Origin of the sequence: Kocuria sp. SM24M-10 (assembly GCF_001027955.1) — a bacterium.
Lineage (GTDB): Bacteria > Actinomycetota > Actinomycetes > Actinomycetales > Micrococcaceae > Kocuria > Kocuria oceani.
The window spans coordinates 60219-75144 of sequence record NZ_LDNX01000012.1; the positions used below are offsets into that span (position 1 = coordinate 60219).

Sequence of the window (14926 nt, forward strand, 5' to 3'; positions counted from 1 at the left end):
ACCGAGGGACCACGGGCCCGAGCGACCACGGGCCCCGAGCGAGCACGGAAAAGGGCGGTCACTCGGGCGGACCCCGGTCACTCGGTGGCGCGGAGCCCGCCGCGCGCCACAATGGGAGCATGACCGACGCCGCTCAGCAGCCCAGGACCAACCGCGCCTACTGGACCGTGGAGCCCGGCCGGGGCGAGCTGCGCACCGCGCCGCTGCCCGCGCCGGGCCCGGACGAGGTCCTGGTGCGGGCGCTGCGCTCCGGGATCAGCCGCGGCACGGAGCGGCTCGTCCACCGCGGCCTCGTCCCGGCCCGCGTGCACGAGCGCATGCGGGCCCCCTTCCAGGAGGGGACGTTCCCCGGCCCGGTGAAGTACGGCTACCTGTCGGTCGGCGTCGTGGAGCAGGGCCCGCAGCCGCTCGTGGGCCGCCGCGTGTTCGTGCTGCACCCCCACCAGGACCGCTACGTGGTCCCCGCCGCGGACGTGACCCCCGTGCCCGACGGCGTGCCCTCCGACCGCGCGGTGCTCGCCGGACCGGTGGAGACCGCCGTCAACGCGCTGTGGGAGGCGGCGCCGCGCTTCAGGGACCGCGTGGCCGTGGTCGGCGCGGGGATGATCGGGGCCTGCACGGCCGCGCTGCTGGCCCGGTTCCCGCTCGCCCGGCTCCAGCTGGTGGACCCGCAGCCGTCCCGGGCCGGGCTCGCCCGCGCGCTCGGCGTGGAGCACGTGCGCCCGGAGGACGCGGCGGGGGAGTGCGACGTCGTCGTGCACGCCTCCTCCACCGCCGCGGGACTGGCCCGGGGGCTCGAGCTGCTCGGCGACGAGGGCGAGCTGATCGAGATGTCCTGGTACGGCGACGAGGACCCCGCGGTGCCCCTGGGCGCGGACTTCCACGCCCGCCGGCTGCAGATCCGCGCCAGCCAGGTGGGGGTCGTCGCCCCCGCCCGCCGGGCCCGCCGCACTCCCGCCGACCGGCGCGCCGCCGCCCTGGACGCCCTGCGCGACCCCCGCTTCGACGCCCTGCTCACCGGGAGCTCGCCCTTCGAGGAGCTGCCCGCGACGATGGCGCGGCTCGCCGGGGACGCCCCCGAGGCGCTGTGCCACGTGGTGCGCTACGACTGACCACCGACCGCCCGACCCGAGGAGCACCGTGTTCACCCTGACCGTCCGAGACCACATCATGATCGCCCACAGCCTCCCGGACCCCTTCTTCGGCCCGGCCCAGAACCTGCACGGGGCCACCTTCACCGTGGAGACCACCTGGGCCCGGCCCGTGCTGGACGAGCACGGCGTGGTCCTGGACATCGGCGTGGCCTCCCAGCTGCTCTCGGGCGTGCTCGACGGGCTGCGCTACCGCAACCTCGACGAGCACCCGGACTTCACGGGCCGGCTGTCCACCACGGAGGTCCTCGCCCAGTACATCGCCGAGCGGCTCGCCGCCGGGGCGGCCGGGATCGCGGGGCTCGACCGGCTGACCGTCACCCTGCGGGAGAACCCCGACGCCTGGGCCTCCTACACCCTCGAGCTGCCCGTGCTGACCGAGCGCGGCGGGCCCACTCCCCGGTGAGCACGGGCTCCGCGGTGGTCGACGTGGTGGTGCCCGACGACGGCGGGCGGCCCACCGGCGGCTCGCTCTACGACCGCCGGCTCGTGGCGGCGCTGGGCGGGCTCGGCCGCCCGGCCCGGCTCGTGCCGGTGGCCGGGGACTGGCCCGCCGCCGACGCCGGCGCCCGGACCCGGCTGCGCACCGCCCTGGGCGAGCCCGCTCCCGGGCGCACGGTCGTGCTCGACGGCCTCGTCGGCTGCGCGGCCCCCGGGGTCGTCGGCGACGCCGTGCGCCGCGGTGTGCCGGTGCACCTGCTCGTGCACCTGCCGCTGCCGGCCGAGACCGGCCTGGACCCGGGGGCGGCCGCCCGGCTCGCCCGGGCCGAGGCCGCCGCGCTCGCGGCCGCCACCGGGGTGCTGACCACGAGCGCCTGGGCGGCCCGGGACCTGTTCCGCCGCTACGGCACCACGGAGGTGGCGGTGGCCGAACCGGGGGCGCCCCGCGGGCCGGTGTCGGCCGGGTCGGCCGTGCCGCGCCTGGTCTGCGTCGCGTCCCTCACCCCCCGCAAGAACCAGCTGCTCCTGCTGCAGGCCCTCGCCCCGCTCAGCGGGCTGCCCTGGACACTCGAGCTCGTCGGTCCCGCGGGCGGTCCCGCCTACGGGCAGCGGCTCCGGGCCGCCGTGCGCGAGCTCCCGGACGCCTCCCGGGTGCGCCTGCACGGCCCCCTGCACGGCCCTGCGCTGGAGCGGCTGTGGACCGGCGCGGACCTGCTGCTGCTGCCCTCGAGCGCCGAGACCTACGGCATGGTCGTCACCGAGGCCCTCGGCCACGGCGTGCCCGCGGTGGTGGGGGCCGGCACCGGCGCCGTCGAGGCGCTCGACGGCGGGCCGGCCCCCACCACGGCGCCCCGACCCGGCGCCGCCCTCGCCCCGGACGACCCGTCCGCCTGGACCGGGGCCCTCCGCGCCTGGCTGACCGACCCCGCCGTGCGCGAGCAGTGGCGGAGCGCTGCGCTGGCCCGTCGCGCGCGCCTGCGCGGCTGGGAGGACACCGCCCGCGACGTCCTCACGGCGATCGGACGGCCCCTCGGCCGGCCGGACGCCGCCGAGCTCGACCCCGACCCCGTCACCGCGCTCGACCCCGACCCTGTCACTGCCGTCGACCCCGTCACCGCCACCCACCGAACCAGGAGACCGTCATGACGAACCACTCCGCACCCCACCGGCCCGTCGCCGGCGACTGGCTGGCCCTGCGCGAGCCCGCCGACGCCGCGGCCCGCGAGGACTCGCTGCCGCTGATCGCCCGTCTCGTCCGGCACTGGGAGGAGCTGCCGCCGGGCGACGACCCCGGTGCCGCGGGCGCCGAGCCCGTCGTGGTCGTGGACCTCGGCGCCGGGACGGGCGCGAACCGGGCGTGGCTGGCCCGCCATCTCCCCGGCCCCCAGCGCTGGGTCCTGCTCGACCACGACCGCGAGCTGCTCGAGCAGGCCGTGTCCGCCGCCCGGGTGGACGGGGCCGAGGTCGTGCCCGTGCTCGCCGGGATCGAGGAGCTCGGCCGGGTGCTCTCGGAGCACCCGGCGGCCCGGCGGCTCGTGACGTGCTCCGCCCTGCTCGACCTGCTGACCCGGGAGCAGGTGCGGGAGCTGGCCCGGGTGCTGGCCGAGGAGGCCGTCCCGGCGCTGCTGGCCCTGACCGTCGACGGCGAGGTCCTGATCGACCCGCCCCACCACCTGGACCCCTCGGTGCTGGGGGCCTTCGAGGACCACCAGCACCGCGGTGAGCTCGCCGGCACGGACGCCGTGCGGCTGGCCGCGGAGGCCCTGCGGGAGCGCGGCATGGTCGTGGACGTCACCCCCACTCCCTGGTGGATCTCCGACCAGCCGTGGGCGCGGCCCCTCCTGGAGCGGTTCCTCGGCGACCGCGCGGACGCCGCCGTGGAGCACCGGCCCGATCTCACCGCGGAGGCGCACGCCTGGCTGCGGACCCGCCTGGTGGACTGTGCCCGGGGACGGCTGCGGGCCACGGTCGGGCACGCTGACGTGCTCGCCCTGCCGCCGGTCAGCTGAGACCGCGGGCGCTCCGCTCCAGCCACAGCACGTCCCGCCCGAAGGACACCAGGAGCAGGGCCAGGGCCGCCGCCGTGGCCGCGGCGGCGAGCGGCAGGGGGATCAGCGGGACCAGGGCGCCGAGCAGCACCCCGCCCTGGATCCCGGCCACCACCCGGCGGTAGGACGAGTAGGGCAGCGGGCGGCGCCAGGCGGGCCGGGCCCGCAGGCCCAGCAGGAACAGGTAGCGCAGCGCGCCGATCAGCAGCACCCACCACGCCCCGGGCAGGCCGAGCCGGGCGGCCACCGCCAGGGCGAGGACGAGCAGCAGCGCGGCGTCGACCTCCTGGTCGAACCGTGCCCCGGCACGGGTGGCGGTGCCGGTGCGGCGGGCCACACGGCCGTCGATGCCGTCGAGCAGCCAGGCGGGCAGGGCGAGGGCGACCACGGCCCAGCACCAGGCCCCGGCCGGGCCCTGCGCCTGCCCCGACAGCACGGGCGTCAGCCCCACGGGCAGCAGCGCCGCGCACAGGGCGACCAGCACGGAGCGCGCCACCGTGACGCGGTCGGCGGGCCCGTAGGGCTCGGTGCGGCGGCCCACCGTGCTGCGCACCACCGCCCCCAGCACCGCGAGGCCCAGCAGCGCGGAGACCGCCAGCACGGCGGGCGGCGCCTGCGAGGCCGCACCGAGCACGACGAGGCCGGCCCCCAGTCCCGCGAAGGCCAGGAGGCCGTCCCGGCGGGCCGAGGGGACGGACGCGGTGGAGTGGACCAGTGGCATGGGGTCGCCTTCCGGGTGGGGGTCTTCATCCTGGGCGGGACGGCCCGCCCCGTCAATCCGGGCCGCACCGGGCGGTGGCTAGACTGCGCCCATGCCCGCCGAGACCGCACCCCCGCGCCGCGGGCGAGGTCCCCTTCGCCGGATCCTGCTGGCGGTCGCGCAGGCGGTGGCCGGGCTCGTCCTGCTGGCAGTGCTCTTCCGGACCCTCGGCACGGACTCCGCCCGCAGCGCCGTGGGCGTGCTCAGCCCCCTCACCGTGGTCCTGGCGCTGCTCGCCGGGCTCGTGGCCACCGCGGCCCAGGCCCAGCGGTGGCGGCTCGTGGCCCGCGGCCGCGGAGCACGGTTCGGTCTCCGCGAGGCCCTGGGCGAGTGCTGGGCGGCCGGGCTCGTCAACCTGCTGCTGCCCGGCGGCGTGACCGGGGACGCGGTGCGTGTCCTGCGCCGGCGCCGGCGCGGCGACACCTGGCCCGGGGCAGGGGGCTCCGTGGTGGGCGAGCGGCTGGCCGGGACCTCCGTGCTCCTCGCGGCCGGCGTCGTCCCGGCCCTGGCGGTCGGACCCTGGGTGGCCGCGGCCTTCGGCGCGGGCGCCCTCGCCGTGGGGGCGGTCGCCTGGCGCGCCACGAGCGGGTCCCCGGCCCGGGACCGGGCCGCCGTGTGGTCCCTGTCGGTGCTCGCCTGGGCCTGCTACCAGGGGCTGTTCCTGCTGGCGGCCCTGCGCACCGCTCCGCAGGCACCCCTGCCGGACCTGTGGGGGACCACGGTGCTCGGCCTGGCCGGCATGTCGGTGCCCGTGGGCGTGGGCGGCTGGGGTCCGCGCGAGGGGATCACGACCCTGGCCGCGATGGCCCACGGCCTGCCCGCCGGGACGGGCTTCGCGATCTCCCTCGGCTACGGGCTGCTCGCCCTGATCTCCGCCCTGCCGGGAGCCGTGGTCCTGGCCCGCTGGCTCCTGCCCCGGCGCGCGGCAGCGGGCGCGGCTCGACCTCGTGGGAGCGCAGGACGGAGCGGGCCCGGTCCTCGGCGGCAGTTCCGTCGGCCGCGCTGAGGGCCCCGCTCCCGGCCACGGGGTCGGTCCGGCCGCGGCGGCCCCGGGGAACCACGCCTCACACCGCCTCGACCGCCTCGGCCGGGCGGCCGAGGCCCGGGGGCGCTGCCGCCGGTGAGCCGGCCAGGTCCCGGAGCAGGCCGGCGGCGACACTGATGGCGATCACCGCGGGGGCCTTGCCGGGGATGTCGGGGAGCCCGATGGGGCACGTGATGCCGTCCACGGCGCTCTCCGTGTGCCCCTCCGCGCGCAGGCGCTGCCGGAAGCGGGCCCACTTGGCCCGGGAGCCGATCAGGCCCACGGTGCCCAGGTCCGCCCGGCGCAGCGCCGCGTCGCACAGCACGAAGTCCTCGGCGTGGTCGTGGCTCATGATCAGCACGTGCGCTCCGGCCGGCAGCCCGGCCAGGACGTGCTCCGGGGCGGGGCTGTGGTGCAGGTGGACCTGTGCGGTCCCGTCCGTGACGTCGGCGAGCCGGACGGCCTCCAGCTGGCCTTCCCGGCTGTCCACCAGGTGCAGGTGCAGGGGCAGCCGGGACAGCACCCGGGCGAGCTCGTGCCCCACGTGCCCCACGCCGAACACCGCCACCGCGGGCCGGGCGCCCTGGGGCTCGAGCAGGACGCTGACCACGCCCCCGCAGCACTGCCGCCCGTGCTCCACGGCGGCGTGCTCGTTGAGCGAGAAGGTCAGCGTCTCCGGGACCGTGGCCCCGCCGGCGAGGAGGACGCGCGCCCGCTCGACCACGGTGGCCTCGAGGTTGCCCCCGCCCACGGTGTCCCACGTGGCGGTCTCGGCCACGACCATCTTGGCCCCGGCCTCCCGGGGGGCGTGCCCGCGCACCTCCGTGACGGTGGCGAGCACCCCCGGCGCGCCCGCCGCGCGCAGGTGCTGCAGCGCGTCCAGCCAGTCCACGTCAGTGCGCCGCCGTGGTGGCCGGCGCCGGAGTTCCCTCCGCGCCGGCGGTCAGGGCCCGGCGCCCCTCCTGGACGGCCCAGAACACCGCCTCCGGGGTGGCCGGGCTGGCGAGCCCGACGCTCCGGCCGCCGGGGCCGAAGGCGGCCGCCGCCTCACGCAGCGCCTCGCGCACGCTGAAGGCCAGCATGAGGGGCGGTTCCCCCACGGCCTTGGACCCGTAGACGACCCCGCTCTCGGTGGCCTGCTCGAAGAGGTGCACGTTGAACTCCTCGGGCATCTCCGAGAAGCTCGGCAGCTTGTAGGTGCTCGCCGCCTGCGTGGCCAACCGGCCCCGGTGCGGGCCGTCGGAGACGTCCCAGCGCAGGTCCTCGAGCGTGAGCCAGCCGGCCCCCTGCACGAACCCGCCCTCGATCTGCCCCACGTCGATCAGCGGGGAGAGGCTGTCCCCGACGTCGTGCACGATGTCGGTGCACAGCAGCCGGTAGGCGCCGGTGAACCCGTCGACCTCCACCTCGGAGACGGAGGCGCCGTAGGAGAAGTACTTGAACGGCTCGCCCTGCATCCGGGCGCCGTCCCAGTGCAGCCCCTCGGTGCGGTAGTACCCGGCCGCCCACAGCGAGATCCGCTGGAAGTAGGCGTCGTGCGCGAGCTCCGCGAAGGACATCTGCCGGTCGTGGAAGCCGATCCCGGTCACCGTGCCGTCCACGAACCGGACGTCGTCGGGGTGGATGTCGAACTTGCGGGCGGCGACCTCGGCCAGGCGGTCGCGGATCTGCTCGCAGGCGTTCTTCACGGCCCCGCCGTTGAGGTCCGCCCCGGAACTGGCGGCCGTCGCGGAGGTGTTGGGCACCTTGTCGGTGCGGGTGGGCGCGAGCCGGACGGTCTCCAGGGGCACGCCCAGGGCCGTGGCCGCGACCTGGCGCATCTTGGTGTGCAGGCCCTGCCCCATCTCGGTGCCGCCGTGGTTGATCAGCACGGATCCGTCCTTGTAGACGTGCACGAGGGCGCCGGCCTGGTTGAAGGCGGTGAGGTTGAACGAGATGCCGAACTTCACGGGGGTGACCGCGAGCGCCCGCTTGGTGTCGGGGTGGGCGGCGTTGAACGCCGCGATCTCCTCGCGGCGGCGCTCGACCTCGGCCCGGTCGAGCAGCTGCGTCCAGATGGTGCGCAGCCGCTCGGCGTGCCGGACGGGCTGACCGTAGGGGGTGGACTGGCCGGGGACGTAGAGGTTGCGGTGGCGCAGCTCCGTGGGGTCCACCCCGAGCAGCGGGGCGCAGCGGCCCAGCACCTCCTCGATCACCAGCATGCCCTGGGGGCCGCCGAAGCCGCGGAACGCGGTCTGGGAGGTCTTGTGGGTCTTCGCGATCCGCCCGTGGACCTGCACGTTCGGGATCCAGTAGGCGTTGTCGATGTGGCACAGCGTCCGCTGCAGCACGGGCTCGGAGAGGTCCAGGCTCCACCCGCCGTCGCTGGTGACGGTGGCCTCCAGGGCCTGCAGGCGACCGCTCTCGTCGAAACCTGCCTCCCAGCGGGCGTGGTAGGGGTGGCGCTTGCCGGACAGGGTGATGTCCTGGGTGCGGTTGAGCCGCAGCCGGACCGGCCGTCCCGTGAGCACCGACCCGAGGGCGGCGACGGCGGCGAAGCCGTGCGGCTGCATCTCCTTGCCGCCGAACCCGCCGCCCATGCGCAGGCACTGCACGGTGACCTCGTGGCTGTGCAGGCCCAGGACGTGGGCGACGATCTCCTGGGTCTCGGTGGGGTGCTGGGTGCTGCAGTGCACCAGCACCTGCCCGCCCTCGTCGACGTAGGCGAAGGAGGCGTGGGTCTCCAGGTAGAAGTGCTCCTGGCCGCCGAACTCGAGCTCCCCGCTGAAGCGGTGGGCGGCGGTGGCCAGCGCCGTGGCGGTGTCCCCGCGGCTGACGGTGGGCTGACCGCCCTGGAAGCTCCCGGCCCCGACGGCCTCCGCCACGGTGACCAGCGACGGCAGCGGCTCGTAGTCGACCTCGACGGCCTCGGCCCCCAGCCGGGCGGCCTCCAGGGTCTCGCCCAGCACCCAGCACACCGCGTGCCCGTGGAACATGACCTCGGAGGGGAACAGCGGCTCGTCGTGCTTGGTGCCGGCGTCGTTGACCCCGGGCACGTCCGCGGCGGTGAGCACCCGGACCACGCCGGGGACCGCCAGGGCCGGGGCCGTGCGCAGGTCCCGCACCAGGGCGTGGGCGTGCGGGGCCTGCACCGGCCAGGCATGCAGCACGTCCTGGTGGCGCACGATCAGGTCGTCGGTGTACAGGGCCGTGCCCGTGACGTGCAGGGCGGCGCTCTCGTGCGCGACGGGCACGCCCACCACGGGGTTGACGGGGCGGTCGGCGAGGGACGTCATCGGGACTCCTCCAGATCGGGAGCGGGCGCGTGCTGCGCCCAGAACTTGAGCAGGGCCTGCTCGAGCATGGCCGAGCGGTAGCGGGCGCTGGCCCGGTGGTCGTCGATCGGGGTGCCCTCGCCGGCCAGCGCGGCCGCCGCGGCGAGGACCGTGTCGCGGCTCCAGGGCGCGCCGCTGAGGATGCGCTCCGGGCCGTGCGCCCGGATCGGGGTGGCGGCCACGCCGCCCAGGCCGATCCGCGCCGAGGTGACCGTGCCGGCCTCCACGTGCACGGCGATGCCGACGGCCACGCTGGAGATGTCGTCGAAGCGCCGCTTGGCGATCTTGTGGAACGCGGTGTGCCGGGCCGGCGGCAGCGGGATCCGCACCGCGCGGATGATCTCCCCGGGGCGGCGGACGCTCTGCCGGTACCCGGTGTAGTACTCGTCCAGGGGGACCTCGCGCTCGCCCCCGGCGGAGGCCAGCACCACGGACGCCCCCAGGGCCAGCAGCGCCGGGGCCGAGTCCCCGATCGGCGAGCCGGTCCCCAGGTTGCCGCCGAACGTCGCGGCGTTGCGGATCAGGCGGGAGGCGAACTGCGGGAAGAGCTGGTCCAGCAGCGGCACCCGCCCGGCCAGGCCGCGCTCCACCTCGGACAGGCTCAGGGCCGCCCCGATCTCGACCCGCTCCGGTCCCACCTCGAGCGTGCGCAGCTGCTCGAGCCGGTCCACCGCCAGGGCCAGCGGCGGGCGGGCGTGCTGGATGTTGACGCCCACGCCCGCGTCCGTGGACCCGGCGACCAGCTGGGCCTCCGGGGTGCGCTCCAGGTGCTCGAAGAGCTCCTCCAGGGAGCCGGGGCGGACGAACCGTGCGCCGTCGGCCTCCACCCGCGTGGGCGGGGCCGGCTGCGCGGGCCGGTCCTGGCGCCGCAGCAGCGGGTCGGCCTCGGCCGGGGCGCCCAGCGCGTAGGCGGCGTCGCGGATGGGCCGGTAGCCGGTGCAGCGGCAGAGGTTGCCGCTGAGGGCGTGCAGGTCGAAACCGTTGGGCCCGCACTCGTGGCCGGCCGCGTGCTCCTCGCCGGCGACCTCGGTGCCGGTCTGCGCCTCGGGGGCCGCGCCGTGGTCCGCGCCCAGGGCCTCGCGCTCGGGGCGGTAGTACTCGGCGGCCATGGAGCAGACGAAGCCGGGGGTGCAGTAGCCGCACTGGGAGCCTCCCCGGAACGCCATCTCCTGCTGGACGGGGTGCAGGGCCGCCGGCGCGCCGGTGCCGCCCGCCGCGCCGAGGCCTTCGGCGGTGACGACCTCCTGGCCGTCGAAGGCGGCGGCGGGGGGCAGGCACGCGTTGACCGAGGTCCACCGGCTGCGCCCTTCGCCGTCCGGCCGGGCGACCAGCACCGCGCAGGCCCCGCACTCGCCCTCGGCGCAGCCCTCCTTGGCGCCGGTCAGTCCCTCGCCGCGCAGCCAGTCCAGCAGCCGGGTGTGCGGGCCGACCCCGGCACCGTCCCGGGTCCGACCGTTGACCGTGACTCGGATCTCACTCATGCCTTGTCCTCCATGGCTTCGCGGAAAGGGTTTCGCCGACGGGCACGGGGCGACCGCCCCTCGGCGCTCGGGTGCTGCGGGTCCTGCGCCGGCGGGATGGGCGGCCGGGCGTCCGGCGTCCCGGGCGGCCCGGTGATGGCGGACCGGGCGACAGTGGACCCGGTGACAGTGGGCCCGGCGGCGGACCGGGCGCCGGCGGCCTCTGTCCGCGTGGGCGCGACGAGTGCCACCGAGATGACGGGTACCACCACGACGACGGGCGACCCGCTCGACGACGCGGCCCGTCGGGCATTCCTCGATGGAGGCGCGGTGCTCCTCACGGGGAGCGCGTCCGCAGGCCCGAGACCAGGTTGCCGGTGGGGGGAGTCTCTGCCCGCCGGGCCGGTGCCCGTCCACGCCGGGCGCCGGTCTGCCGGCCACCTCCGGACGTGGCCGTGGTGACCGGACGGCGGCACGGTGTCGATCATGGCGATGAACTCCTCGATGCGGGCCACTGGCCGCGACGTGGAGTCAGGTGGTTCCCCTGGGGTACCGGGAGCTCTCTGGCGGCGGGCCAGTGCGATTCGTGGTTGCTCGCCCGGTAGATAGTCCGTTGAGGACCCGCCGTGGGCTGTCTCACACCCTAATCACGCCGCCGTGCGGCCGCAACAGGTTCGCCGCCGCACGGAGTCATGCGTGATCGCGGAAGAATTCTTCCACAATGTGTTGTAGATCACGTCGAGCTGCTCTACGTTGGCCTCAGCCAATGGCGGGTCCCGGTTGCACGGGGCTATCTACCGGGCATGATCTGACAGCCGGGCGGGCCCGCCGACGGACAAGCCGTTCCCCGGGTCCATCCACGATCCGTGAGGACCTGAGCATCATGTCGACCATCCACGAAACCACTCCGCGCACCAGCACCCACCTGGAGCGGGCCGTCGATCTCGCGGCGGAGAGCGCCGCCGGCGACGGCGGGCCGTTCGGCGCCGTCGTCGTGACCGCCGACGGGCGGGAGTTCCCCGCCGTCAACCGCGTGACCGCGGAGCACGACCCCACGGCGCACGCGGAGGTCATGGCCATCCGCAGCGCCTGCCGCGACCTGGGCACCTTCGACCTCAGCGGCGCCGTGCTCTACAGCAGCTGCGAGCCCTGCCCGCTGTGCCTGTCGGCGTCCCTGTGGGCCCGGCTGGACGCGGTGTACTTCGCCGCCGACCGCCACGACGCGGCGGCCGGCGGCTTCGACGACGCGCAGTTCCACGAGTTCTTCGCCCAGAGCGCGCAGGAGCGGGACCGGGCCCTCCCCGTCCGCCACGTCGCCCTCGCCACGCGCACGGAACCGTTCGAGGCCTGGGCCGGCAACGCCCTGCGCACCGCGTACTGAGCCGAGCACCCCGCCGCCCCGGTCGGCTCCCACCGGGACCATCAGATCTGGACACTTCACGGGGGATCCGCCCGCACCGGACGGCCCGGGAAAAACAGAGGATCGCCGGACCTTGCGCAGCAGTGCCGACGCCTGCGCGCTGAAGGAGGCTCCTGCCATGTCATCGACCGCATCTGGCCACCAGGACAACGACCACCGGATCCGCCGCGACCGCTCGGCGCGACCGGCACCTGCACCCGGCCCCGAGGACGAGAGGCTCCCGCTGGGGCGCACCACGGCCTACGGCTTCCAGCACGTCCTCACCATGTACGGGGCCATCGTCGCCGTGCCCCTCATCATCGGGCAGGCCGCCGGCGTCTCCGGCGAGGAGATCGCCCTGCTCATCAGCTCCTGCCTGCTCATGGGCGGGATCGCCACGATCCTGCAGAGCTTCGGGGCCCCCTACCTCGGCTCCCGGCTGCCGCTGGTCCAGGGGGTCTCCTTCGCCGGGGTGGCCCCCATGCTGGCGGTCCTCGCCGGGGGCGGCGACCTGTCCACCATTTTCGGGGCCGTCCTCGTCTCCTCGGTGGTGGGGTTCCTGCTCGCCGGTGCCTTCTCCCGCGTCCTGCGGCTGTTCCCACCGGTGGTCACTGGCACGGTCATCACGGTCATCGGCATCTCCCTGCTCCCGGTGGCGATCTCCTGGGCCGCCGGCAGCGGGGAGGGTGGAGCCGCCGATCCCCGCAGCCTGGCGCTGGCCGGCATCACCCTGCTCATCGTGCTGGTGCTCTCCAAGGTGGGCGTGGGGATGATCTCGCGCCTGTCCATCCTGCTCTCCTTCGTGCTGGGCACGGCGATCGCCACCGCGATGGGGATGGTGGACTTCTCCGGCGTGGGGGAGGGCGGCATCGTGACCTTCCCGACGCCGCTGGCCTTCGGCCCCCCGAGCTTCGAGGTCGCCTCGATCATCTCGATGCTGATCGTGGTGCTGGTGACGATGACCGAGACCACGGCGGACATCCTGGCCGTGGGCGAGATCACCGGGGCCAAGGTGGACTCCCGGCGCGTGGCCAACGGCCTGCGGGCGGACATGCTGTCCTCCGCGGGAGCGCCGCTGCTCAACTCGTTCACCCAGACGGCCTTCGCGGCCAACGTCGGTCTCGTGGCGGTGACGGGCATCCGCAGCCGCTTCGTGGTCACGGCGGCGGGGATCATCATGGTCGGGCTGGGCATGTTCCCCGTCGTCGGGGAGGTCGTCGCGGCCATCCCCACGCCGGTGCTGGGCGGGGCGTCGATCGTGCTCTTCGGCACGGTGGCCTCGTCCGGGGTCCGCACGCTGGCGAAGGTGGACTTCAACCACTCCATGAACCTCGTCATCGTGGCGGTCGCCTTCGCCTTCGGTCTCATCCCGGTGGCCGCGCCCCAGTTCTACGCCGGCTTCCCCTCCTGGGCCCAGACCGTCCTCGGCTCGGGGATCAGCGCCGCGGCGGTCGTGGCCATCGCGCTCAACCTCCTGTTCAACGAACTGGCCGCCGGCAACTCCGAGCACCAGTCCGCCGTGGCGGCGGCCCCGGTCCGGGTCGTCCGGGCGGACACCCTGGCGCACCTGCGGGAGGGCGACCGGATCCAGAACGGCACCGTGGTGGGCAGCGACGGGGCCGAGGTGGCGGTCGTGGCGGAGCGTCACTTCGACGACGTCCGGAGAATGATCGACGAGGGGGAGATCACCCACACGGGGCAGATCCGGATGGTCCTCGAGGCGAAGGACGCCAGGTCCTGAGCACGCCGGTCCGCCCCGGCCTGCCGAGGCCTCGACCCCGGGGTGTCCCCGCCCCCGCCCGGCGAGCCGCCGGGCGGGGCGGGGCACAGCCGGGGTGACTCAGACGTTCACCAGGCGGTGGGCCGCCGCGGTGTGCTCGGCCGTGAGCGCCTCCACGTCCAGTCCGGTGATCGCCCCGTCCTCCACGAGCCAACGCCCGGCCACCATGACCCGGTCCGCCCGCTCCGCGCCGCACAGCAGCAGCGCGGAGAGCGGGTCGTGCGCCCCGGAGAAGCGCAGCCCGTCGAGGCGGAACATCGCGAGGTCCGCCTGGGCGCCCGGGCGGAGCGCGCCGAGGTCCGGGCGGCCGAGCAGGCGCGCGGAGCCGGCCGTGGCCCAGCCGAGCGCACGCTGCGGGGTCACGGCCTCGGCCCCGTAGCGCAGCCGCTGCACGTACAGGGCCTGGCGGGCCTCCAGCACCAGGTTGGAGGCGTCGTTGGAGGCCGACCCGTCCACGCCGAGACCCACGGGGGAGCCTGCGTCCTCGAGCTCCACGGCCCGGCAGATCCCGGAGGCCAGGCGCATGTTGGACGTGGGGCAGTGGGCCACGCCCACCCCGGCCGCGCCCAGACGGGCCAGCTCGGCGTCGTCGAAGTGGATGCCGTGGGCCAGCCAGGTCCGGTCGGTGAGCCATCCCGTGGACTCGAGGTAGTCCACCGTCCGCAGCCCGAAGCGCTCCCGGCAGAAGTCCTCCTCGTCGATGGTCTCGGCCAGGTGGGTGTGCAGCCGCACGTCGAGCTCGCCGGCCAGCACAGCGGTGTCCCGCATGATCTCCCGCGTGACCGAGAAGGGGGAGCACGGGGCCAGGGCGATCTGGGTCCGCGCGCCGTCGCCGCGCTCGTGGTGGGTCTCCACGAGCCGGGCGCTGTCGGCGAGGATGACCTCCGCCTCCTGCACCGTGTGCTGCGGGGGCAGTCCGCCGTCGCGCTCACCCAGGCTCATGGACCCGCGGGAGAGCACGGCCCGCATGCCGAGGCTGCGCGCGGCCTCCACCTGCACGTCGATCGAGTCCTCCATGCCGCCGGGGAACAGGTAGTGGTGGTCGGCGGCCGTGGTGCAGCCCGAGAGCAGCAGCTCCGCCATCGCCACCGTGGTGGCCAGCTGCAGGTCGCGGGGGCGCAGGCGGGCCCAGACCGGATAGAGGTCCCGCAGCCACGGGAAAAGGGGCACGCTGACCACGGGCGCCCAGGCCCGGGTGAGGGTCTGGTAGAAGTGGTGGTGCGTGTTGATCAGCCCGGGCACCACCACGTGCTCCCGGGCGTCGAGGACCGCGCACGGCGCGGCCGGGACGCCGCCCGCGGGGACCAGCTCCACCACGGTGCCGGAGGCGGTGTCCACCACCACGCCGCCGGCCGTCCGCTCGGTGGTGTCCTCGCCGGCGTCCTCGCCGGTGTACAGGGCCAGGGGATCGCGCAGCCACAGCAGGTGGGAGCCGGGGTCGGTGGTGTGGGTGTGCACGGGGTGCTCCGATCGGTCGCAGGATCTCGTCGCCGGCGCCGTGGCCCCGGGTCCTTCCGAGGGCGGCACACGGCGCCGCCAGCTCAGTGAG

The 14926-nt window shown here is 75.8% G+C and carries 12 protein-coding genes; 7 read left to right on the forward strand and 5 right to left on the reverse strand.

The features are described 5' to 3' along the window. Positions 1-119 precede the first annotated feature (119 nt). Genes ABL57_RS01115 through ABL57_RS01130 form a run of 4 tightly spaced genes read left to right on the forward strand, consistent with a single transcriptional unit; the run spans position 120 to position 3601 of the window. Positions 120-1112 (forward strand): zinc-binding alcohol dehydrogenase, encoded by a 993-nt coding sequence (locus tag ABL57_RS01115; RefSeq protein ID WP_047801606.1) that lies wholly within the window; start codon positions 120-122, stop codon positions 1110-1112. A gap of 28 nt (positions 1113-1140) precedes the next feature. Continuing rightward, the gene (locus tag ABL57_RS01120; protein WP_047801607.1) at positions 1141-1557 is read left to right on the forward strand and encodes a 6-carboxytetrahydropterin synthase; all 417 of its coding nucleotides are present in this window, start codon (positions 1141-1143) and stop codon (positions 1555-1557) included. Continuing rightward, positions 1554-2738 carry a glycosyltransferase family 4 protein gene (locus ABL57_RS01125; RefSeq protein WP_053004676.1) on the forward strand — a complete coding sequence of 395 codons (1185 nt, stop codon included), beginning with the start codon at positions 1554-1556 and terminating at the stop codon, positions 2736-2738. The genes ABL57_RS01120 and ABL57_RS01125 overlap by 4 nt, the downstream gene beginning before the upstream one ends. Beyond that, positions 2735-3601, forward strand: a complete 867-nt coding sequence (locus ABL57_RS01130) for a class I SAM-dependent methyltransferase (RefSeq protein ID WP_047801608.1) — start codon at positions 2735-2737, stop codon at positions 3599-3601. Before ABL57_RS01125 ends, ABL57_RS01130 begins: the two co-directional genes overlap by 4 nt. On the opposite strand, the gene ABL57_RS01135 is transcribed toward ABL57_RS01130, so the two are convergent. Next, positions 3594-4361 (reverse strand): CDP-alcohol phosphatidyltransferase family protein, encoded by a 768-nt coding sequence (locus tag ABL57_RS01135; protein WP_053004677.1) that lies wholly within the window; start codon positions 4359-4361, stop codon positions 3594-3596. The two genes, ABL57_RS01130 and ABL57_RS01135, sit on opposite strands and share 8 nt — an antisense overlap. 91 nt (positions 4362-4452) lie before the next feature. Between ABL57_RS01135 and ABL57_RS01140 the strand changes: the two genes are divergently transcribed. Continuing rightward, a complete protein-coding gene (locus tag ABL57_RS01140) occupies positions 4453-5406 on the forward strand; it encodes a lysylphosphatidylglycerol synthase domain-containing protein (protein WP_053004678.1) in 954 nt (317 codons plus the stop codon). 58 nt (positions 5407-5464) lie between these two features. Here ABL57_RS01140 and xdhC read toward each other — a convergent pair whose 3' ends face one another. The 3 genes from xdhC to ABL57_RS01155 are packed head-to-tail and all read right to left on the reverse strand — an operon-like array spanning position 5465 to position 10219. Continuing rightward, the gene (gene xdhC, locus ABL57_RS01145) at positions 5465-6316 is read right to left on the reverse strand and encodes a xanthine dehydrogenase accessory protein XdhC (protein WP_047801609.1); all 852 of its coding nucleotides are present in this window, start codon (positions 6314-6316) and stop codon (positions 5465-5467) included. A gap of 1 nt (position 6317) precedes the next feature. Beyond that, positions 6318-8699 (reverse strand): xanthine dehydrogenase molybdopterin binding subunit, encoded by a 2382-nt coding sequence (gene xdhB / locus ABL57_RS01150; RefSeq protein WP_047801610.1) that lies wholly within the window; start codon positions 8697-8699, stop codon positions 6318-6320. Then, positions 8696-10219 carry a xanthine dehydrogenase small subunit gene (locus ABL57_RS01155; protein ID WP_047801611.1) on the reverse strand — a complete coding sequence of 508 codons (1524 nt, stop codon included), beginning with the start codon at positions 10217-10219 and terminating at the stop codon, positions 8696-8698. Before ABL57_RS01155 ends, xdhB begins: the two co-directional genes overlap by 4 nt. A gap of 862 nt (positions 10220-11081) precedes the next feature. Here ABL57_RS01155 and ABL57_RS01165 point away from each other — a divergent pair. Then, a complete protein-coding gene (locus tag ABL57_RS01165; protein WP_047801613.1) occupies positions 11082-11579 on the forward strand; it encodes a nucleoside deaminase in 498 nt (165 codons plus the stop codon). A 157-nt stretch (positions 11580-11736) separates the two neighbouring features. Further along, entirely contained in the window at positions 11737-13338 is a 1602-nt protein-coding gene (locus ABL57_RS01170; protein WP_047801614.1) for a nucleobase:cation symporter-2 family protein, read from the forward strand. 99 nt (positions 13339-13437) lie between these two features. Here ABL57_RS01170 and ABL57_RS01175 read toward each other — a convergent pair whose 3' ends face one another. Further along, positions 13438-14835 carry an 8-oxoguanine deaminase gene (locus ABL57_RS01175; protein ID WP_152683237.1) on the reverse strand — a complete coding sequence of 466 codons (1398 nt, stop codon included), beginning with the start codon at positions 14833-14835 and terminating at the stop codon, positions 13438-13440. Positions 14836-14926 lie beyond the last annotated feature (91 nt).

What these genes read in the sequence shown, in the direction of transcription:
- ABL57_RS01115 (WP_047801606.1), top strand. Translation starts at nt 120, where the DNA reads ATGACCGACGCCGCTCAGCAGCCCAGGACCAACCGCGCCTACTGGACC.
- ABL57_RS01130 (WP_047801608.1), top strand. Translation starts at nt 2,735, where the DNA reads ATGACGAACCACTCCGCACCCCACCGGCCCGTCGCCGGCGACTGGCTG.
- ABL57_RS01135 (WP_053004677.1), bottom strand. Translation starts at nt 4,361, where the DNA reads ATGCCACTGGTCCACTCCACCGCGTCCGTCCCCTCGGCCCGCCGGGAC.
- ABL57_RS01140 (WP_053004678.1), top strand. Translation starts at nt 4,453, where the DNA reads ATGCCCGCCGAGACCGCACCCCCGCGCCGCGGGCGAGGTCCCCTTCGC.
- xdhB (WP_047801610.1), bottom strand. Translation starts at nt 8,699, where the DNA reads ATGACGTCCCTCGCCGACCGCCCCGTCAACCCCGTGGTGGGCGTGCCC.
- ABL57_RS01155 (WP_047801611.1), bottom strand. Translation starts at nt 10,219, where the DNA reads ATGAGTGAGATCCGAGTCACGGTCAACGGTCGGACCCGGGACGGTGCC.
- ABL57_RS01165 (WP_047801613.1), top strand. Translation starts at nt 11,082, where the DNA reads ATGTCGACCATCCACGAAACCACTCCGCGCACCAGCACCCACCTGGAG.
- ABL57_RS01170 (WP_047801614.1), top strand. Translation starts at nt 11,737, where the DNA reads ATGTCATCGACCGCATCTGGCCACCAGGACAACGACCACCGGATCCGC.